This window comes from uncultured Methanospirillum sp. (genome assembly GCF_963668415.2).
Taxonomy (GTDB): Archaea; Halobacteriota; Methanomicrobia; order Methanomicrobiales; family Methanospirillaceae; genus Methanospirillum.
The window spans coordinates 1,638,877-1,658,879 of record NZ_CAXXDL010000001.1 but is presented as its reverse complement, the minus strand read 5'-3'; the positions used below and the strand labels follow the sequence as shown (position 1 = coordinate 1,658,879).

The following is a 20,003-nucleotide window of genomic DNA, read 5'->3' as shown; positions in this document are numbered from 1 at the left end:
TCCCTCACAAAAAATCACTGAATGATTGTTGTCCACTTTTTTTTGCTTTTCCACGATCTTCGGTTCCATCCTGAAGATCAGAAAAACTTGTGTCCTGTGTTTCATCTCTCTTTGCCGAAGACCGCCCTAACAGGAATTGAAGAACTGTCTCTGCCCGTCTGGAACCGATGATTGTAGCAAGAGCCTCATGATCAGTTGTCAGAATGTCATTCACGGAGTTTATTCCATGTTCTTTCATCTTTGCTGCTAATTTGACTCCAATATTTGGGAGATCTGTCAGTTCTTCAGGCTCATACCGGTCTTTTGAGACTATTTGTTCATCATACCCGTTGTACTCTCTCTGCTCTGGTACAGGAACTCCAACATCGGTAAGGATCTGTTTTGCAAGATGCTGTCCGAGCATACGGGTAAGCACTGGCTGACCTGCCTGCCTTAGTCTGTCTTTCGTTGTGTACCCGGCGTTGTAGAGTCTCCGGGCACGTACCCGTCCAATGTTGCGAAGCTGAACAAGAGGAAGCAGTTCCTCCTTCACCCCGTACTGAACCCTGGTCCCGATCTGCTTGATCTCTTTTCTTAGTGCCGGGATCTCCATCCCGACCAGCCGGTCTGCTGCATGGAGCAGCCATTTGGCAGAATCGACCACGTTGTAGATGTCACCGGCCCCGATGCCATGCCGCTCCTCTATCTTCTCTTCTGAAACTTCATCTGCCCAGTCTGTCAGCACAAGTGCTGTTTTCAGGGCACCAAGCCAGATCTCCTCTTCTTCTGACTCGTAAGGAAGCGGAACCATGAGGTCTTCCCCGTTTTTGTACAGGAATGACTTCAGCAATGCAGTATCTGCTGACTTCAGATACAGCCTTGGCATGTCAGGACTTGTGCAGATCAGATGGAGAATCCCGATGTCTGTCACCTGCTCAGCCTTCTGGAGTGAGTCAAGGATACTCCTTGCACCATGGGGATCGAGGTACAACACTGAAACAAGACTTCCAAGTTTTGTTGCAGAGAGCTGCCCCTCTTCGTCTGTGATCATCCCTGCAGTAACCAGGAATCGTGTTGCCTCAGTGACGATCCGCCCCATGGAACGCGAATGCGGATGCTGACTGGCATAGAACGTCCGCTCCATAAAATCGGTCAGAGCCTGAGTATCCCTTGCAAACCCGGTTGCAATCAGGGAGAGGGTATGGGCACAGAGTGCATCTTCATCAGCACACTGGGAGTCGATCTCCTCGGCTCCGGCATCGATGAAGAACTCTATCAACTTCTCAACCGTTGGCTTGTCCTTTGCGATCATCACCGCTTCGCCATAGGGATCAAGGTGTGGGCGACCGGCACGTCCCGCCATCTGGTGGTACTCCATCACCGGGATTGGGACCATGCCAAGACCTGACGTGAACCGCATATAATCCCTGATCACAACCCTGCGGGCAGGCAGGTTCAGACCGGCTGCGAGGGTCGGGGTTGCAGATATGACCTCCAGGTACCCTTTTCTGAATCCCTCCTCGATGATGAGCCTTTCTTCACGTTTGAGCCCGGCATGGTGGAAGGCAGCTCCCCGTTCCACACACTCTGCTAGGAGGTTAGGCTGGTCGGCATCTCTGACCTGCCTGATCCGGTCCGCGAGCGCTTTGGTGTCAGGAGTTCCCGCCTTTATCCCAGATGCAGCACGTTTTGCAAATGCTTCCGCGTTCCTCCGGGAAGAGACAAAGACAAGACATTGTCCCCCCTCCTCAATCGTATCAAGACAGAGGTTCAGATCATCGTGCTTGGTCACTGCCCTGACTGAACGTTGCTCTGTTTTTCCACCGAACTGGATTGTTCCATTGTAATACACGCCCTGTCTTAGGTCAACTGGCCTCCAGGAACTTGATATCAGGGTTGCATCAAGCCAGGATGCCAGCGCCTTCGGGTTTCCAATGGTTGCTGATAGGCCGATAACCTGCATATGCGGATTTGCATACCGCATCTTGGTGATCACCATCTCCAGGGTTGCTCCCCGGTGCTCAGAGCCTATCAGGTGAATCTCGTCAAGGACCATGAGTGTAACCTCAGCAAGCCACCTGGTCCGGTTGCGCAGAAGAGAGTCCACCTTCTCACTCGTTGCCACGATGATATCATTCGAACCGAGCTGATTATCGGTGCGGTCAAAATCGCCGGTTGCAACCCCTACCTTTGATCCGTGAGCCCTGAACTCCTCAAACTTTTCTGAAGCAAGTGCCCTGAGCGGCACGATGTAGAGGCATTTTCCACCCTTTGCGATCTGAGACGCCATAGCCATCTCAGCGAGCAGGGTCTTCCCGCTTGCAGTCGGGATCGAGATCAGGAGGTTTTTACCATCAAGCAGTCCGGAGTCGACACAGGCTGCCTGGGGAGGATATAGTACCTTAATTCCTTTTCTGGAGCAGCTCTCGATCAGAGTCAGAGGCAGGGGAAGAGCCGCTATCTCCATGGTTCAGATAGTCTCCCGCAGGGTGTGCTGTTGGATGAAATAGAAACCCCAACGGTGGCCTGTTGGGGGCCCCAGGTAGGACCGGCGAAAAGGACTTTTTCATACAAAAAAGGGTGCATCATATGATTTCTGCAGGTCCGGAGATCTTCGGGGAGGATTCCGGGCATCAGGATCAATAGTAGTAATTCAGCATGTCCTGTTTCAGTTCACGCTTCTTCCGGTCGAGGAACGCGTACACGCTCTCATGAGAGACACCGTTGATCAGCATCTCGATAGCTTCCCGTGCAACCTTGACCTGCTCGATCATCCCGATGATGGCCACGGTCTTTCCGTACACTGATATCTCGGTACTGGTCAAGTCCTCGATCTGTGATCTGGATTTTCCATCCCGCCCGATGATCCTGCCCCTGATACGCTCAAGTTTAGCAGGAGTATCGGCGATATCAGAGAGCTCTATCAGTTCAAGGTAGAGATCCTCATCCTCGAAGAGGGTAAAGGCACGCTCGGGTGAGAAACCTCTTGCTATTGCCTTAACAACCTCAACAGCCCTGAGAAATCCGTCAGCCTCCTCTCCTTCAATAGAGACAAGCCCCTCCTCGCTGTCAACAAGAATGGTTGTTTTGGTCTTCTCCTCGATCTCCCGCTTGGTCATCCCTTTCTTTCCGATAAGGACGCCGATCCGTTCTTTGGTAATTCGTGTCTCCTGCTGCATATTATGCCTCACTCAGTTCAGTTCCTGCATTCTCGGGCAGATGTGGTATACCGGTGATCTGCCGCATTAAATCAATCAGTACTATCGTATCGCAGAGGGGGGAGAAAAACCGGTTGAGCTGCTCCAGATCCCTTCTCAGAAATATGATGGAATGGGGATGATCGGGTGTGACTGCCTGCCCCATGTCGATCAGCCACGCCTTTCCACCACCATAGAGAATATTATACTCAGAGAGATCCCCGTGCACCAGTTTTGCTGTCTGCCAGAGAACCCTGAGTGATTCGATCAGGCTGGCATACACCCCAGCCGGGTCCACAATTTTTGCAACCCTAAGTTGTGGGTACGGAATCTCGTCCTCTCCGAGAAACTCCATGACCAGAATGTTCCGATCAAAGACAAGGGGTTTCGGGACCGAGAGCCCGGCTTCAAGAGCCCGCTTCAGATTAGAGAACTCTTTTCGTGTCCAGGCAAAAACGATGTCCCTTCTCGTCTTGCCGATATTCAGGAATCGCCGGTCTCCGGCGATGTAGGTCTGCATCTTCTGGAAGTTGGCTGTCCGGGTCATGTAGATCTTTATAGCCACCCGCTCTTCCTTCCGGTCGGCAAGGAAGACGTTCGCTTCCTTTCCGGTTGAGATAGAACCTCCTATTGCCGAGATCCAGCCTTTGTTCACCATCTTGTACAGGGCCAGAAGGGTTATCTCGTCAAAGACATCCTCCCTGACCTTGAGCTGATCAAGATCCTTGATCCTCATTCGGGTTGCATCAACACGTCTGTCATACTTATGGAGATCATGGCGGTCGCGTTCGATGCTTATCCCCTCCTGAATGGTTACCCTTCCAGATATTTTCGTACCGGTGCCAGAATTTGAATCAGTGCCTCTGTGGTTGCACCCTTCAGATCTGCCGGATGAATCTCACCAGCAGCATACGCCTGCTCGGTCTCTTCGTACGAGGTGAATGTCCGGTCTCCTCCGAACTTTTCGGGCCTCACGATGGTGAGGGAACCAGTCCTTGGGAATACATGATGTCTGATCACCTGAAGAACCGGGTTCTCTTCGATCTCTGGCGGACAGAACGCCTTCTTCATCTTCTTCCTGATGTCATCCTCGGTATCTGCGACAGAGATGTAATTTCCCTGAGATGAGGACATCTTCTTTCCGTCGAGCCCGTTCAGGATAGGAACATGGAGACAGACCGGTGACGGGTAACCTTTGCCTGGAAGATACTCTCGTGCCAGCATATGGATCTTCCTCTGATCTATCCCACCGACAGCCGCATCAACACCAAGGATGGCGATGTCTGCCATCTGCATGATCGGGTATACCATCTGGGAGACGGTCGGGTTGTCCATCTGCCTGCCGACCTCGTCCATACTCCGGGTTGCCCGGTTCAGGGTTATCTGCTGGGCGAGCTCGTGGACAAGGAGTTGATATTCACGACTCAGCTGGATGTCTGATCCAAGCACGTAGGTGACATTGGTGAGCCCGAGTCCCTCAAAACATTTTCTGTTGTAAGCCGCGAGTCTGGCAACATCTTCCATAGTGCCCTTCCGGTTGAGGAAGGCATGAAGATCTGCGAGAAGGACGATCACCTCAAAGCCGGCATCCCTGAGATCGATCAGCTTGTTGATCGTAACGAGATGGCCGAGGTGGATCTCACCGCTCGGTTCGTAACCGGCATAGACCTTTCTGCCTGGCTTTGCAAGCAGGCCACGTAGTTCTTCCTCCGTGACGACCTCGACCGTGTTTCGCACCGCGAGAGAGTAGGGATCCATTCACACAAATTAGCACTGAAAAGAGTTAATGATTGGGTGGCCCGGTCAGATAGCGACAAATCCAAGGGATTCATTCGTCATCTTTATCGAAATCTCGGGATCCTTGACATCCCCGGCCATGGCCCTGATTGCATCCACGTTCTCGATGACAACGTCAGCTTCCTGGTGAATCGCCTGGAAGAAGTAGAGGTCTTTACCAATGGCTGCAACCGACGCCTCAAAGACACCGTTCTCCCAGAGGTCTGAACGTGGCCTTCCGAGATCCATGACGTACTCCTTAAGCTCTGCAGTACTCTTGATCCCGGTTGTACTCTGAACAAGCCCGATCCGTGAATGTGCCTTCATAATGGCGAGCACTTCGTCCCTGGTGGTCTCCTTTTTGAGTTCCATCTGGATTGCATGCATATGCATCTGGGTAGTCGGCACGATCATTGCCATGGTCACGATGTCGATGTGAGGCAGCACGGTGTTGACATCAGGTCCGTGGTGACTTGGGATGGTTGGTGGATCGAGCACCACTGCATCAATAGGTCCTTTCTTGACAACATGGGGATCAGCCCCCCTGCGGACCATAACAGCCTTGACTTTTGCAACCCCGATCTTGTCGTCCAGAGCCTTGATAATCCGACACAGTCCGGTTGTGTTGCAGGATACAACCCTGACAAACTGCCTCCCGATAGCATCCCTGTAGTTTGCATGAGCATTGAAAGAGAAGCCGGCGAGGTCATGATCCTCTCCGCCCTGCCAGATTGCCTTTTTGTTATATTTTTCGTAGAGGGCCTTGTTTGACTCCCCGACTCCTCCTGGAGTCCCATCAACAATTACATCGGCCTTCTGCACCATCTCTTCTATTGATCCGGCTACCGGAATGCCTGCCTTCTCGAAGGCTGCTTTTTTGCTGAGGTCAGCGATGTAAACAGGATATCCCTTTTTAACTGCTACAAGGGCTTCTGCTGTCGGTCTTGTCTTGGAGACACCGATGATCTCCATGTCCTTCTGCGCTGCTGCTGCATCAGCAACTCGCTTGCCGATGGTTCCATACCCGTTGATTGCAACCTTGATCATTACAGTTCTCCTCACGGGGCAATCCGGTGCAGATCCTCCCGTGTGAGGTATTCTGATCGCACAAATATTATACATTCCCAAAGTCTTTCCTGCCATCCGGGAATGTCTCTTGCAGGCACCTGACTTCTGGGTGAAGCCCCACTGACTCAAAAGCGGCCAATATTACATTGCCTGGGTCATCTGGAGAGAAGAAAAGATGCCCGTTACAACCGCAGTCCGAGGATCCGAAGCCCGGGATAGAGGGGAGGGCAAGGGCCTGCGCAAGCGGGCATTCGAGCCTCTCACCGGTCGAGGCGCAGTACACCCGCATCAGTCTGAACCCCGGACACATTAGCAGGTAGTCGATATGCCACCTTGGTCTTCTCCCCTCGCCAGCGGCTACTCGCATATGCCTGGATACCCGGGCCTGGCCACCGGGCCCGAGAGCTGATCCCACGTACCCGTAATACCCGGACGTGAATGTGATGGTCCCGAGTGATCCGACTCTGACCATTCCTTCTCCGTGGAGGAGTAGGATATAGATCCCGGGCTCCATCGATCAGGCGTATCCTGATCTCATGAGTGCCTGGGCTGCCTTGATATGGCGCTCGCCATGATCGAGAGCAGGAAGGCCGTGGCCCGGGTACAAACCGTTCACTTCAAGTCCGGCGACCTTGTCCAGCGATCCTCCCAGTGCATCACGGCTTCCTCCGGGGAAGTCGTACCTCCCGAATGCTCCGTCAGAGAATACCGTGTCCCCGGAGATGAGGTCCCTGTTCTCCTTGTTGTAGAGGCAGATGCTCCCTGGTGTATGGCCAGGTGTATGGATGACTTCAAGTCCCTCAAGTATACTTCCGTCCTCCAGGATGATATCCGGAATAATCCCGGGAGAATGCGAGCCGAAGTTCATCGCAAGGCTCAGGTTATCTTCCCTGAGTCCTCCTGCATCGGCCTTATGGATACAGACTTTTGCTCCGGTCATTTTTACCAGGGGACCAAGGTATGCGATATGATCAAAGTGGCAATGAGTGAGCACGATATATCTGATTGATTCCCGGTGGGCCTCTACTGCCATCGGGGTAACCCCGGCATCCACGAGAACGGTTCCCTGTGCGAGATAGGCATTGGCATACATCCCTCTGCCCGGGATGAACTTGATGGTCATGTGACTTATGATATTCCCTCAAGGCAAAAAGTATGATATGGTGACTCCCCGGGAGTACAGGGTTGATCCTGATCTGCTGAAACAGGCCGCGAAAACCGAACAGATGGAACCTGATCGGCTGGAGCGGCAGATCCGCTCCGGAAGGGTGGTGATACCGGCAAACCCGGGACGGAGGCATCCTGTCTGCGCAATCGGTGAGGGATGCAGAGTCAAGGTCAATGTCAACGTAGGAACCTCACAGGATCTCTGCGATGTTGCCATGGAACAGGAGAAGGCAGCTGCTGCGATCTCTGCCGGTGCCGACTGCCTGATGGATCTCTCCACCGGTGGTGACCTTCCGAAAATACGCAGCATGATCCTCTCTTTCCCGGTTCCGATTGGGACGGTCCCGATCTACGAGGCTGTCAGGCGGGCGGGGAACGTGGCAGACCTTGATGCTGACCTGCTCTTTAAGGTCATCCATGAGCATTGTGAGCAGGGTGTGGATTTTCTCACCCTCCATTGCGGGGTGAATCGGGAGGTTGTGCAGAGCCTCCGTCAGGATCCCAGGACTATGGGCGTCGTCTCCAGGGGAGGTTCGTTTCATACCGCGATGATGATCTCCCGGGATGAGGAGAATCCTCTGTGGGAAGAGTATGAGTACCTCCTTGAGATCCTTGCTGAGTATGATGTGGTTGTCAGCCTCGGAGACGGGATGCGGCCCGGTTGCCATGAGGATGCAACACGAGAGGCCAAGACGGTCGAATACCTGAACCTTGGAAGGCTTGCAAGACAGGCCCACGAGAGAGGGGTTCAGCGTATGATCGAAGGGCCTGGTCATATGCCGATCGATCAGATCGGATATAATGTCAGGATGATCAAGGAACTCACCGCTATGGCTCCCCTTTATCTGCTTGGCCCGCTGGTGACCGACATCGCAGCCGGGTATGACCACATCACCGGGGCCATCGGTGGGGCTATTGCATGCCAGAACGGAGCGAACTTCCTCTGCATGGTCTCGCCGAGTGAACATCTTGCACTTCCCAGGACAACCGATATCATAGAAGGAACAAGGGCCTCGGTTCTTGCAGCCCATGTGGGTGATCTTGCCCAGGGGAATTCTCCAGCCTATGACAGGGAGGTGCAGATGGGGTATGCACGTCGTGACCTTGACTGGGAACGGCAATTTTCCCTCTCTCTCTTTCCTGAACGTGCCAGGGAGATCCATGATCGGGATGGAAACCGCGAGACCTGTTCAATGTGCGGGGATCTGTGTGCCGTGAAGATGGTCAGGGACATATTTGGGTGAAACCGACGCCACAACGGGAAGATTTCCAGGCTCCAGCAGGGTGAGAAAGGTTTTTTAACAGATGATTCCAATTATTTTCTGCAGACGTACGGTAGTCCGGTGATATAGTCGTTTTAAGTACTATCCACCACACGGTGGGTCGTTTCTGAAAAAGCTATGTTTGTCAGTCCGTGGGCATCATTTTGATCCCTGATCTGTGGCCGCTATCTGCGTATGTAAATTAGTTACGTGATTTGCTATGGAAGGAAAGAGACTCTACGTCGGAAACCTGACGTACTCCGTTAATGAAGCCCAGCTCAGGGAATTATTCTCCAAGTATGGTGATGTGGTAAGCGCCAAGGTAATCGAGCAGAAAGGATTCGGGTTCGTTGAGATGGGAACCTCTGAGGAAGCCCAGGCAGCAATGGATGGACTGAATCAGACCGTTTACGAAGGCCGCACCCTCCGTATTGACGAAGCACGCCCGATGCAGCCACGCCGCGAGTTTGACCGCGGTGGCTACAGTGGCGGCGCCGGACGCCGGTACTAAAATAAAAAACCTTAAAAAGATCTTTTTTTATTGAAATTTGCATAATTCTTCACATGGGTATAAGTACCTGTAGAGATAATGCTTTAATACAGACGCAGGAATATCCTGACAATAGTTTTCGTGAGCATTCTTCGTCATTGACGAACAATCGTTTTCAGGCTGTTTTCGGTACTCCACTGATTTATTCTGAATTTTATCAGGATGGCCAGCTCGCGGATGTAACATAAGGAATCTGTGATTTAGCAATGGAAGGAAAGAGACTCTACGTTGGGAACCTGACTTACTCAGTGAATGAAGGTCAGCTTCGTGACTTATTTACCCAGTACGGCGAAGTAGCAAGTGTAAAAGTTATCGAACAGAAAGGATTCGCCTTTGTTGAGATGGGAACCTCCGAGGAAGCCCAGGCAGCAATGGACGGACTGAACCAGACTGTTTACGAAGGCCGTACACTCCGGATTGACGAAGCACGCCCAATGCAGCCACGCAACGACTATGGCAGCGGTGGCGGCTTTGGCGGCGGAAACCGTCGCCGGTACTAATTAACTCAATATCTTCTTTTTTTAACCATTAATCTCGATTGAGACTACGACGACCGAGGTTATCTCTCCGGTTGCGGTATTGATAACCGGGCTGAAGGTTCTAACAAATGAACGTTCATCAATATTGTACTGCTCCCGCAAAGACTTCTTCCCGTCAAACACCTGTTGAATTGCCCGTGAAAATCGGTCTGATGCATCTGGTGAGTGGTAGTCATGATAGCGCCTGCCTTGGTAGTCTTCGTCAGTAATTCCAAGACGGGTTTTGTGATGTGAGTTCATGTAGAGGTATCTGCATTCCCTGTTAACCGAGTAGATCGAGTCCTGAGTAGACTCAACAAGGATCTGGTACTGGGCTTCGAGATTTGAAAGAGCCTGTTCAAGATGTTTGGTCCTGGTAATCTCGGTCGAGACGACGGTGACTGCAATTGTGAGTTCAACGATCGCGTTCTTCACCGGACTCATGGTTCTCACGAACCACCTGCCATCGTGCTGGTACTCATCCTGCAGGGGTCTGCTGGTACTGATGACCTCACGGACCAGTGTGATGAACCGTTCTGACTCTTCGGATGAGTGAAGATCGGTGTAACTGAGTCCACTGTCCCGTGAATTGGCAATCCCAAGCCTGTTCTTATGATGTGAGTTCATGAAGAGGTACCGGCCTTTGCGATCCACCATGTAGATGGAGTCCTCCGTGCATTCAACCAGGGTCCGGTAATTGGTCTCAGACTGAAGAAGGGCCTCCTCTATTCGTTTGCGGAGAACAGCCTGTTGGATCATATTTTTGAGTTCTGCAAACTGCACCTTGGGATCTGTCCCCTTCTGAAGGTAGAAGTCAGCTCCTGAGTTCAGTGCTTCGATGACAATCTCTTCCCTGCTTCTCCCGGTGAAGATGATGAACGGCTTCTCAATCCCGTCATGCTTAATTATCTTTAAAAACTCGATCCCATCCATCGATGGCATCTCGTAATCTGAGACGATTGCATCATACTTTTTCTGGCTGAGCATTGTCAGTGCCTCCTGTGCTGACAATGCTGTATCGACAGTGATGTCTCCTCCCTTCTCAAGGAATAACCGTGTAATGTCGAGGAGTTCTTCCTGGTCATCAACTAGCAGAATCTTTATCATAATTTCCCTCTCTCTTGCATGTGGTAGTTCCCATTGTGATCAGCAATGCCAAGTTGCCTGTAATTGCCGCGTGGAATATTCATCTCAAATCGAACTCCTTCTCCTGGTATCCCTTTCTCTCTGATTGTTATCCTGGTGATGGCGAATATCTCTCTGATAAGAAAGAGCCCGAGCCCTGTGTGCTTGCCGTACCCTCTCAGAAAGATCTTCTCCTTCTCGTCAGTTGCGACCCCTTCCCCGTCATCTGAGTAGATCAGGATAAGGTCGTCTCCTTTTCGTTCGGATGAGAGGGAGATGGCAGTTATATTGTGCCCGTGTCTGAGTGAATTATCAATGAAGTTGGCAAAAACCCTTGCAAGAAGTGGATCAGCGTAGATCCACATTCCATCTACTGACGAGCTTACTCTGATCCCTTCCCTCTCAAGATCTGATGAAACCCCGGCAAAGACCGTGCCGATCTCCTGCCAGACAGGTGTCTTCATGCCGACCAGTTCATAGTCGCTTGTGAACGATATGATCTCACCGATAGACCTGATGAGAGCGACCTCTTTTTTCATCAGCACGAGTAGTTCGCTGTTTTCGGTCATATCCTCTGAGATCTCCATATACCCGGTCAGGGCTGTGATCAGGTTGAGAATGTCGTGGCGGGTAAGTGTCGAGAGAAGACTCAGTTTTTTATTTACTGTCTTCAATGCCTCTTCCTGACGGTTCCTGATGATGAGCCGCCACATCCCTGCCATGAGAACCGTGAGTTGGAGCTGATCGGACTCATCGTATGGGGATGGTTTGTCTGCAACACCGGCGATGGCGACAACCCGTTCCTGCTCGATGACGGGAATGAGTAAAACACGCTGGATTTCCTGATCCACTACCAAAATCCTTCTGATAAGGCTGCCAGATTCAGAATGGGTCGTGAGAACAACCGGCTTTTTACTTCTGATCATACTGGCAAGGACGGGAAGATCCCCAATCGGGAGTGCCATCTGCCTGATGGCGGGCATTTTCCTGTTCATCCCCTCCTCTGCTGACCACAGGGCTTCTATGGTTACCTGATCATCTTCCTCATTCACAAAACAGATGAATCCGAGACTGCCTGAAGTCAGGATTGTTCCTTTCTGGATGGTATACGAGGTCACTTCACTCTCAGAAACATCAGTCATCTGGTAGAGAGTGAGCAGGGTTTCCAGCCGGTCTTTATGGGCAGTAAGTTCGATTCGCTGCTTTTTCAGTTCTGTGATTTCATGGATGGAGACGATCGACTCATCTCCGTCAGGGAGTACTCCTACACTAATAGAAAAAAATCTGGGATCCCCATCTTTGTCGGGAAGGGTGATCTCACAGCGGGAGGGTTTCTCTGGCCTCCGGTCCTGGAAACACACAAGAGCAGTCTCGCGTTCAGGTTCAATTAGCAGATCAAAGAACCTGACTTCTGCCTCAGCTACAGGGTCCTGAATACCAAAGAGAGTTGTGAAGTGAGAGTTTGCCCTGATGATTATGCCCTCATCTGTGAGGATAACCATCGGCACTCCTGAGTGCTCAAAGATCGTTCGGTACCGTTCGATCAACTCATCCGATGCCTTCTGGAGAAGGGAATATATGACTTCCTTCTCCTGTACTGCCTGTTCATACTTGAGAGTGAGATGTTGTTCCTCTGTCTTTGCACGTCTGCACAGCCGAAGCAGTTCCTTCCCTGTCTCATCAGGGAGATCAGGTGAGATTTCACCTATGATCTGCTCAATTCTTTCGAGGCTCTTCATCTTCGCCGTCTCTGTCTTATTGTGACCAGTGAGAATGTCTCGTTATGGAACTCGCACTCCTCGTGTTCGTTCATACCGATCTCGCCGTAGCTGAAAAAACCGATGAGCGGTGCAGTTCCTGCCTGGTATGCAGCATTGATCTCGTCTGCTACATGTGTACCGGTTGCGTTGTGTCGTGCCATACAGGAGAAAAGGAGGAGCAGATGAGCACTTTGTATCTCCTTGTAAAACCGGGTAATATCGTTTATACTAATACGGATTGTCTCCCTTCCGGGAGATGAAGCAAGTCTGACAACGGATCCCTGGGGAACGCTCCCCCCGAAGATGAGTGCATGGGAAGATCGGTCTACACCAACTGGAGTTCTGATATATTCAGAGCCTTCCTTTCTTTTTATTATAAGCGGAAACGATGCTGTGAGACGTGGAACATCCTCTTCCCTGATACCCAGGTACTGCAGATAGAGATCTATTGCCGGCTGGTTGTTGATGGAGTATACCGCATTTCCTTCTGAGCTGGTCACAATCTTCTCCATCCCGACTCCCCGCCAGCCACTTGTTACCAGGCCGTGTATCTCGAACGCTGTGCCTTCCAGGATAAGGGCTGCCACCCCGTCTGAAGAACAGATGCCGCTCGTAAAAACAAAGGTCTCCTCGTACCTGCCGTCATCGCCTGCCCGACCCCCGTATATCTTTGCAGGCCCGGCCAAAGACTCACTTATCCCTCTGAGGATCTCCTCCCCGTCCATTGCCAGACCGCTGATGAAGATAAAAAAAACCGGATTTTTGAACTGATTCTCGCCATACTTCCCGATGGATCTTCCGAGATCGAATGAAGAGAGATCATTTCGGTCAAAAATCTGTACCCTGAAGACAGCAGGATCAGGGTTGAGAAGACACCCGACAGCTGAGAGTTCTGACATCGGTGACTCTCCCCTTCCAGGGAGGATCTCACCTGCGGTTGAGCATCCGATTACTGGAAAAGGGAGTGTTGAGAGCTTGGATGCAAGGTCTTCAATGCCTAGAGTGACTGAAGAGAAGAGGATACCTAATGTGGGATTTTGGAGAGCTGACTCTGATATCGCTGAGAGGATCTCGCCAGGAGATTCGCCATACAGGGTGACGGTCCGCAGGCACATAGATCTGATATGACCTCTCCCTTTCCGGATATGAAGATTCCTGCATCAGATACTCTCTGCACAAGCAACTGTCTCCGGCAATATTGCAAATAACTCATCTGCACAGATTCAGGATTCTTACTGCGAGATGAGCTGCATTTTGCCCATTGTCAACCCCGACACAGGCAACCGGTACACCCTTTGGCATCTGCACGATCGAGAGCAGAGCATCTAATCCTCCCATCAGTTTTCCTGATACCGGAACACCGATAACCGGCTTTTCTGTCTTTGAGGCTACGACTCCGGGAAGTGCTGCAGAGAGTCCGGCAATGCAGATGAACACGTTTGCATCTGATCCTGTAACATACTCATCAAGCCTGTCAGGGTTCCGGTGGGCTGATATGACCTGGTAGTCATACGATATACCCTTCTCTTTCAGAACTGTCCAGACTTTCTCTGCTACCTCTTCATCAGAGGCAGAACCGCAGATGATGCTCACATCAACCATAATCTTCCAAGATATAATCAGGCAGTAGTGGTATAAGTATACCTGAATTGTATGGAAGATGAGACTCTCCTGATGCTGCCAGGTCCGGTACCACTCCCTGAACGGGTGCGGTTCGCGATGGCAAGGCAGGCTATCAACCACCGCGGTGCCGATTTTGGCGGTGCCTATTCTGATATCGTCCGTGTGCTCAAGACATGCTTTGGGACAGATAACGATCTCGTGGTCATATCAGGATCAGGAACTGCAGGGATGGAGGCCGCAGTCTCCAACTTCGGAAAGGGCAGAAAGATGGCTCATCTCATCAACGGAAAGTTTGGTGAGCGGCTCTGGAAGATTGGTGAGCGGTATGGCGAGACGGTCCCTATCGAGTCCGAGTGGGGAACTCCTCTGAACCTTGAAGCCTTAAAGGAAGCACTCGAGAACGGTTGTGAGGTCGTGACCATGGTTCACAACGAAACCTCTGCCGGTATCCTCAATCCGGGTGCAGAAGTCGGAAAGATCTGCCGCAAGCACGATGCTCTCTTCATCATGGACGGAGTCACCTCCATCGGCGGAGATAGTGTGAAGGCTGATGAGTGGGGAGTCGATGTGGCGATCGTCGGCTCACAGAAATGCCTTGCCGCTCCTGCAGGCCTTGCAGCAGTCTCGGTCTCGTCACGTGCCTGGGAGAAGGTTGTGAAGAACCCGCCATACTATCTTGACCTACCGGCATACCGGAAGAATGCTGCCAAGTCTCCGATGGAGACCCCGTATACCCCTGCAGTTCCGGTCTTCCTTGCCCTGCGTGAGGCATGCCTGCTCATCGAGGAGGAAGGGATTGAGAAGCGGATCGCAAGGCACCACCGGATGGCTAAGGCTGTCCGTGCAGCGGTCTCAGCCTGGGGAATGGAGATGTTCCCGAAGATCGACGCTGTCCACCAGTACTCAAACACGGTCACTGCCGCAAAGATTCCGAAGGGATCAAACGACAAGGATTTCAGAGGCCATGTCAAGAAACTCGGCATCCAGATCGCTGGCGGTCAGGATCATCTCAAGGATGTGATCTTCAGGATCGGGCACATGGGCTGTGTCTCTGCTCCTGAACTCCTTGCAACCCTTGCAGCCACTGAGTATGCAATCCAGAAGTCCGGACACAAGCCGGCATCTTCAGGTGTCATGGCTGCGGCTGAGGTTTTGGGATGAGAGTCGGTATCGCGGACACCACATTTGCAAGGGTAAATATGGGTAAGTTCGCGATCGATGAACTAAAAAAACACGGCAGTGTCGTCATCGAACGATATACGGTGCCGGGAGTGAAGGATCTCCCGGTAGCCTGCAAAAAACTCTTCGAAGAGTACAGGTGTGATATCTGCATGGCACTCGGGATGCCGGGTGGGAAGGAGAAGGACCGGATGTGTGCCCATGAGGCCTCAACCGGGCTGATCCAGTGCCAGTTGATGACGAGCCGCCACATCATTGAGGTCTTTGTCCATGAGGATGAGGCTGCTGATGATTCTGAGCTTGCGTGGCTTGCCGAGCAGCGTGCCCGTGAACACGCAGTGAATGTGATAAAACTCATGCGTCCGGGAACCCTCGAGCGGGAGGCAGGTTCAGGCCAGCGGCAGGGTTTCTCTGATGCAGGTTCTGCACGTCAGTAATCTGGGGATATAATAATGGCAATAAAACTGGGATTTGTGGTTGCGGAGTTCAACCGTGACATCACCTATATGATGGAGATCGAGGCAGAGGAGCATGCAAAATTCCTCGGTGCTGAGGTTGTCGAGCGGTTCTATGTACCAGGGGCATACGACATGCCTCTGGCGATCAAGAAGATGCTCAAACAGAAGAATGTCGATGCCGTGGTCACAATTGGATGTGTGATCGAGGGCTCAACAGAGCATGATGAGATCGTGGTTCAGCATGCAGCCAGGAAGATCATCGATCTCTCACTCGAGTTCGAAAAGCCGGTGACCCTCGGAATCTCTGGTCCGGGCATGACCAGGCTTGAAGCTAATGATCGGGTCGATTATGGTAAGCGGGCTGTTGAATCAGCTATCAAACTCGTTCAGCGATTGGCATGAGATCACTCTCTTCAAAACTTGCAGCCATTGCCCCGTCAGCGACGATCGAGATCACTGACAAGGCCCGAAGGATGCAGGCATCAGGGATTGATGTCATCAGCCTCTCTATCGGGGAGCCTGACTTTCCGACACCCGCCCACATCACCGCTGCATGTGTCGATGCACTCAACCGGGGAGAGACCCACTATGCACCGGGTAAGGGCATTCCATCTCTTTTATCCGCAATTTCTGAGAAGATAGAGGCTGAAAACGGATTCTCATGTACGAGTGACCAGGTGATCGTCACCTGCGGAGCAAAGGATGCTATCTATGAGGCATGTGAGGCTGTTCTTAACCCGGGTGACGAGGCCGTCATCCTTGATCCATCATGGGTGAGTTACGAGCCCTGTATCCAGATCGCGGGTGGGACCCCGGTTCATCATCCCCTTCATAAGAAGACCTTCCAGGTTGAGGACTCCCTGCTTGAGAGGATTAATGACAAGACCCGGATGATCATCGTCAACAGTCCGTCAAACCCGTCAGGGTCTGTGCTGAACCGGGAGTCTCTCAGGCTGGTCTCTGATATCTGCCAGGATCATGATCTGATAGCTTTGTCTGATGAGATCTATGAGAAACTGGTGTACGGACAGATTCACTTCTCAATGGCGATGTTTCCCGGAATGGCAGAGCGGACGATCACAATCAACGGATTTTCCAAGGCATATGCAATGACTGGCTGGAGGCTTGGGTATGCTGTCGCCCCGAAAGAGATCCTCGGGTACATGAACAAGGTGCAGCAGCATACGATCAGCCATCCCACAACCTTTGCGATGTACGGCGGTGTTGCAGCCCTGAAAGGACCCCAGCAGTGTATCAGCGAGATGCGAAGCGAGTTCGAGCGTCGTCGTGAATTTGTTTTGAACCGGTTGATGGACATGGGACTTGGGTATGCACCGGCAGATGGTGCCTTTTATGCCTACCTCAAAGTCGACGGCGACGATGCAGTCATTGCAAGCCGGTGGCTTGAAGAGGCCCATGTTGCCGTGACACCGGGAATTGCATTCAATACACCAGGATGGATCAGGCTCAGCTACGCAGCCTCGATGGAGACGCTTTATGAGGCGATGAACCGCATCGAAAAGGTTGTCTGATCCCCGTAGTCTCTGAACCGATCACCCTTTTTTCCAAAAGATGCAGCATTTGAGATCACTCTGCAAAATGTAGAGTATTGTACTTCCCCCGCCATCTCCTTTTATTGTGGAAGCGGAGTTACCCTGCGTGCTATCCTGTTTCCCTGTATAATACGGCTTTCTCTGCTCAGGATTACACGAAAATACTTATTCAATGCATGCTGATCCCATGATATGAAATATCCCCGTCTGATGGTCCTCCTGTTCATTACCCTTCTTCTGCTCCTGCTCCCTGCCGGGGCTCTGGGTTCTGTCAGGGTGGATGCTGATCTGCCGGGGGTGGCAATTTTTCTGGATGGAGACTATATCGGCAGTACTCCCCAGAATCTCTCGGATGTACAGCCTGGGGAACACCAGATTGCTGCAACCGTGACCGGTCATCAGGCCCAGAGCAGGAACCTGACCTTCCCGGTGAATGGATCTGATCAGATCCTTTTCACCTTCGGCTCATCATCGCAGAAGTATGTGCCGGGAATGATCAGGATTCGTGACTGTGTGGGAACTCCTGAAATGACTGGCCTGCTCGGCTCTTCGATAACAGTTGCCACACTCCCTGATGGGAACCTTATGGCATATTACTCAGGAATGGGTGAAGGTGTCCGGTGTGCAGGTTCTTCTGACGGATCAGAGTGGCATGAATTCCCAGACGGATGTCTGCTCCCTGCGGATGAGGGCAGTATCTCATCCCCGTTCTCAAGCCCGTGGGTGTTTACCACCTCTGACGGCGGATACCGGATGATCTACGGGATCAATGATGAAAATGGTCCGTCTCTGTATAGTGCCCGCTCAAAAGACGGGGTCAGGTTCACTTCTGAAGGGAAAGTGACCCTGTCTCAGGTTCCCGATCAGGATATGAAAGGACAGTTTTCGATACCCTCAGGGCTCCGTATGACTGATGGAAAGCTCAGAATGTATTACGCTGTCTCAGATGGGGCTATCAGGAGTGCAGTCTCTGATGATGACGGAAAGACCTGGGCCAGCGATGAGGGAAATCGCATTGAATCAGCAACAGATCCCACGGTAGCACTTCTTGAAAACACAACTTATGGGCTCTTCTATGTTGATCTCTCTGCCGGGGCCAAGGGGCAGCGGTTGATGCTTGCAACCTCGTCCGATGGGCTTGATTTCTCACATATGGTGAAAGAGCCGATCCTTGAGAGTGAGCAGAAGGGGGTATGGATTCTGGATCCTGAAGTTCACAAGAGCAGTTCTGGAGGCTGGAACCTCTACTACAGCCTGATGGGAGTTCCTGGAGAAGCAGGAATCAGGGTCCCGGTTATTATGCGATCTGTTATCGATCCGGGCTGCCTGTTGTCAGGCATATCCGGATAATCACAGATTTACCTTCACGACAGTACCCAATAAAAACAATTTTATGGACCCGGCGGGATTTGAACCCGCGGCCTCTACGTTGCGAACGTAGCGATCTACCCCTGATCTACGAGCCCACGAAAAAAAAGAGATTTCAGAGGATGATCTCGATATCTAACTTTTCTGCCAGTTCCTTATACCGGTTTCTGATCGTGACTTCTGTCACGCCTGCCACCTCGGCTACCTCACGCTGGGTCCGGCGTTCACCGCCGAGAATGGATGATATATATATTGCTGCGGCCGCAACGCCGGTCGGTCCGCGACCGGAGGTAAGTTCACGCTCTCCGGCCTGCCTGAGAATCTCAACTGCCCTGCTCTGAACTTCTCCTTTCAGCTGGAGACCTGAACAGAATCTGGGGACATAGTCGATTGGTGAGGTCGGGAGAAGTTTAAGCCCGAGTTCACGTGAGATGAACCGGTATGTCCTTCCGATCTCTTTACGTGAAACACGTGACACCTCTGCGATCTCATCAAGTGTCCGTGGAACACTGCACTGTCTGCAGGCTGCGTACAGGGCAGCCGCAGCGACTCCTTCAATACTCCTGCCCCTGATCAGGTTCTTGTCCACGGCATCACGGTATACCACTGCAGCGGTCTCACGCACGTTTCGTGGAAGACCGAGTGCAGAGGCCATCCGGTCAAGTTCAGAGAGTGCAAATGCAAGGTTACGCTCAGTCGCGTTGCTGACCCTGATCCTCCGCTGCCACTTCCTGAGCCGGTAGAGTTGTGCCCGGTTTTTTGACGAGATCGCACGGCCGTAACTGTCACGGTTACGCCAGTCGATCATAGTTGAGAGACCCTTGTCGTGGATCGTGAAGGTCATCGGAGCACCGACACGGGAACGTTTCATCCGCTGGTCGTGATCGAATGCACGCCATTCAGGACCACGGTCAATGAACTCAGCATCAAGAACGAGACCGCACTGCTGGCACACCAGTTCAGCACGTTCGTAATCGTGGACCAACTGCCTGCTCCCACACTCAGGACACTGGGTCTCGGTCTGGTTCTCAACCCTCTTCTGCTTCTCGGCAACCTTTCCGACAAGCCGGTTCTTCAGTGCTTCCCGTTCTTTCTGAAGGGTCCGGAGTTTTTCTATCTCTTCTGACATCTCTCTCTCCTGAATTTATTTTATGAACACTTTCTCACCGATCAGCTTCTCCCGGTCCTGGACTGTACAGAGAACAGCTGCATACGGGGACGATATATTTCCGAATATGTCTACGAGTTTTCCCACTGGTTTCCACCGTTTGTCCAGCACATGGCTGTACAGACGTGGGAGTTTAGCAGCATCACACTCAACGATGAGCATATGGCTCCCAGAACTACATTTTACCCGACCTATCGCGCGAACCACATGCACCACCTGAAAAAATTAATCCCCCCCACCGGAGATCGATTA

The 20,003-nt window shown here is 51.9% G+C and carries 21 protein-coding genes and 1 tRNA gene; 8 read left to right on the top strand and 14 right to left on the bottom strand.

Annotation, left to right across the window (positions count from 1 at the left end):
• Positions 1-4 precede the first annotated feature (4 nt).
• From ACHZA2_RS07695 to ACHZA2_RS07665, 7 genes are all read right to left on the bottom strand, one after another.
• Complete coding sequence (locus ACHZA2_RS07695) at positions 5-2,446, bottom strand: ATP-dependent DNA helicase (RefSeq protein WP_319579230.1); 2,442 nt, start codon at positions 2,444-2,446, stop codon at positions 5-7.
• Between the two features lie 172 nt (positions 2,447-2,618).
• A complete protein-coding gene (locus ACHZA2_RS07690) occupies positions 2,619-3,158 on the bottom strand; it encodes a KH domain-containing protein (RefSeq protein WP_319579229.1) in 540 nt (179 codons plus the stop codon).
• Between the two features lies 1 nt (position 3,159).
• Positions 3,160-3,912 carry a serine protein kinase RIO gene (locus tag ACHZA2_RS07685; RefSeq protein WP_319579228.1) on the bottom strand — a complete coding sequence of 251 codons (753 nt, stop codon included), beginning with the start codon at positions 3,910-3,912 and terminating at the stop codon, positions 3,160-3,162.
• A gap of 77 nt (positions 3,913-3,989) precedes the next feature.
• Complete coding sequence (locus ACHZA2_RS07680; protein WP_319579227.1) at positions 3,990-4,934, bottom strand: tyrosine--tRNA ligase; 945 nt, start codon at positions 4,932-4,934, stop codon at positions 3,990-3,992.
• 45 nt (positions 4,935-4,979) lie between these two features.
• Positions 4,980-5,999 carry a type II glyceraldehyde-3-phosphate dehydrogenase gene (locus ACHZA2_RS07675; RefSeq protein WP_319579226.1) on the bottom strand — a complete coding sequence of 340 codons (1,020 nt, stop codon included), beginning with the start codon at positions 5,997-5,999 and terminating at the stop codon, positions 4,980-4,982.
• 67 nt (positions 6,000-6,066) lie between these two features.
• Positions 6,067-6,534 carry a GIY-YIG nuclease family protein gene (locus tag ACHZA2_RS07670; RefSeq protein WP_319579225.1) on the bottom strand — a complete coding sequence of 156 codons (468 nt, stop codon included), beginning with the start codon at positions 6,532-6,534 and terminating at the stop codon, positions 6,067-6,069.
• 3 nt (positions 6,535-6,537) lie between these two features.
• Complete coding sequence (locus ACHZA2_RS07665; protein WP_319579224.1) at positions 6,538-7,143, bottom strand: MBL fold metallo-hydrolase; 606 nt, start codon at positions 7,141-7,143, stop codon at positions 6,538-6,540.
• 37 nt (positions 7,144-7,180) lie between these two features.
• Here ACHZA2_RS07665 and thiC point away from each other — a divergent pair, with 37 nt between their 5' ends.
• From thiC to ACHZA2_RS07650, 3 genes are all read left to right on the top strand, one after another.
• Positions 7,181-8,431: a phosphomethylpyrimidine synthase ThiC gene (thiC, locus tag ACHZA2_RS07660; protein WP_319579223.1), complete on the top strand. Its 1,251-nt coding sequence runs from the start codon at positions 7,181-7,183 to the stop codon at positions 8,429-8,431.
• Positions 8,432-8,669: 238 nt separating this feature from the next.
• Positions 8,670-8,960 carry an RNA-binding protein gene (locus tag ACHZA2_RS07655; RefSeq protein ID WP_319539368.1) on the top strand — a complete coding sequence of 97 codons (291 nt, stop codon included), beginning with the start codon at positions 8,670-8,672 and terminating at the stop codon, positions 8,958-8,960.
• Between the two features lie 245 nt (positions 8,961-9,205).
• Positions 9,206-9,499, top strand: coding sequence for an RNA-binding protein (locus ACHZA2_RS07650; protein ID WP_319539369.1), 294 nt, complete (start codon positions 9,206-9,208; stop codon positions 9,497-9,499).
• Between the two features lie 21 nt (positions 9,500-9,520).
• Here the strand turns inward: ACHZA2_RS07650 and ACHZA2_RS07645 are convergent, their stop codons facing one another.
• The 4 genes from ACHZA2_RS07645 to purE all read right to left on the bottom strand — a co-directional run bounded on the left by ACHZA2_RS07645 (position 9,521) and on the right by purE (position 14,004).
• Positions 9,521-10,624, bottom strand: coding sequence for a response regulator (locus ACHZA2_RS07645; protein ID WP_319579222.1), 1,104 nt, complete (start codon positions 10,622-10,624; stop codon positions 9,521-9,523).
• Positions 10,621-12,381, bottom strand: a complete 1,761-nt coding sequence (locus ACHZA2_RS07640; RefSeq protein WP_319579221.1) for an ATP-binding protein — start codon at positions 12,379-12,381, stop codon at positions 10,621-10,623. Before ACHZA2_RS07640 ends, ACHZA2_RS07645 begins: the two co-directional genes overlap by 4 nt.
• On the bottom strand, positions 12,378-13,517 hold the full coding sequence (locus tag ACHZA2_RS07635; protein ID WP_319539372.1) for an FIST N-terminal domain-containing protein: 1,140 nt from the start codon (positions 13,515-13,517) through the stop codon (positions 12,378-12,380). The genes ACHZA2_RS07640 and ACHZA2_RS07635 overlap by 4 nt, the downstream gene beginning before the upstream one ends.
• Positions 13,518-13,611: 94 nt before the next feature.
• Entirely contained in the window at positions 13,612-14,004 is a 393-nt protein-coding gene (purE, locus tag ACHZA2_RS07630; RefSeq protein WP_319539373.1) for a 5-(carboxyamino)imidazole ribonucleotide mutase, read from the bottom strand.
• Positions 14,005-14,055: 51 nt separating this feature from the next.
• On the opposite strand from purE, the gene ACHZA2_RS07625 reads away from it, so the two are divergent.
• From ACHZA2_RS07625 to ACHZA2_RS07605, 5 genes are all read left to right on the top strand, one after another.
• Positions 14,056-15,186 carry an alanine--glyoxylate aminotransferase family protein gene (locus ACHZA2_RS07625; RefSeq protein WP_319579220.1) on the top strand — a complete coding sequence of 377 codons (1,131 nt, stop codon included), beginning with the start codon at positions 14,056-14,058 and terminating at the stop codon, positions 15,184-15,186.
• Positions 15,183-15,641, top strand: a complete 459-nt coding sequence (ribC, locus tag ACHZA2_RS07620) for a riboflavin synthase (RefSeq protein WP_319539375.1) — start codon at positions 15,183-15,185, stop codon at positions 15,639-15,641. The genes ACHZA2_RS07625 and ribC overlap by 4 nt, the downstream gene beginning before the upstream one ends.
• Before the next feature lie 15 nt (positions 15,642-15,656).
• Positions 15,657-16,064, top strand: coding sequence for a 6,7-dimethyl-8-ribityllumazine synthase (gene ribH / locus ACHZA2_RS07615; protein WP_109968730.1), 408 nt, complete (start codon positions 15,657-15,659; stop codon positions 16,062-16,064).
• Positions 16,061-17,194 carry a pyridoxal phosphate-dependent aminotransferase gene (locus tag ACHZA2_RS07610; RefSeq protein ID WP_319579219.1) on the top strand — a complete coding sequence of 378 codons (1,134 nt, stop codon included), beginning with the start codon at positions 16,061-16,063 and terminating at the stop codon, positions 17,192-17,194. The genes ribH and ACHZA2_RS07610 overlap by 4 nt, the downstream gene beginning before the upstream one ends.
• Before the next feature lie 213 nt (positions 17,195-17,407).
• The gene (locus ACHZA2_RS07605) at positions 17,408-18,565 is read left to right on the top strand and encodes a PEGA domain-containing protein (protein ID WP_319579218.1); all 1,158 of its coding nucleotides are present in this window, start codon (positions 17,408-17,410) and stop codon (positions 18,563-18,565) included.
• A gap of 44 nt (positions 18,566-18,609) precedes the next feature.
• On the opposite strand, the gene ACHZA2_RS07600 is transcribed toward ACHZA2_RS07605, so the two are convergent.
• The 3 genes from ACHZA2_RS07600 to ACHZA2_RS07590 all read right to left on the bottom strand — a co-directional run bounded on the left by ACHZA2_RS07600 (position 18,610) and on the right by ACHZA2_RS07590 (position 19,913).
• Positions 18,610-18,681: transfer RNA gene (locus tag ACHZA2_RS07600), tRNA-Ala, on the bottom strand.
• 17 nt (positions 18,682-18,698) lie between these two features.
• The gene (locus ACHZA2_RS07595) at positions 18,699-19,712 is read right to left on the bottom strand and encodes a transcription initiation factor IIB (RefSeq protein WP_109968726.1); all 1,014 of its coding nucleotides are present in this window, start codon (positions 19,710-19,712) and stop codon (positions 18,699-18,701) included.
• A 15-nt stretch (positions 19,713-19,727) separates the two neighbouring features.
• Entirely contained in the window at positions 19,728-19,913 is a 186-nt protein-coding gene (locus tag ACHZA2_RS07590; RefSeq protein WP_319539378.1) for a Gar1/Naf1 family protein, read from the bottom strand.
• Positions 19,914-20,003: the final 90 nt, after the last annotated feature.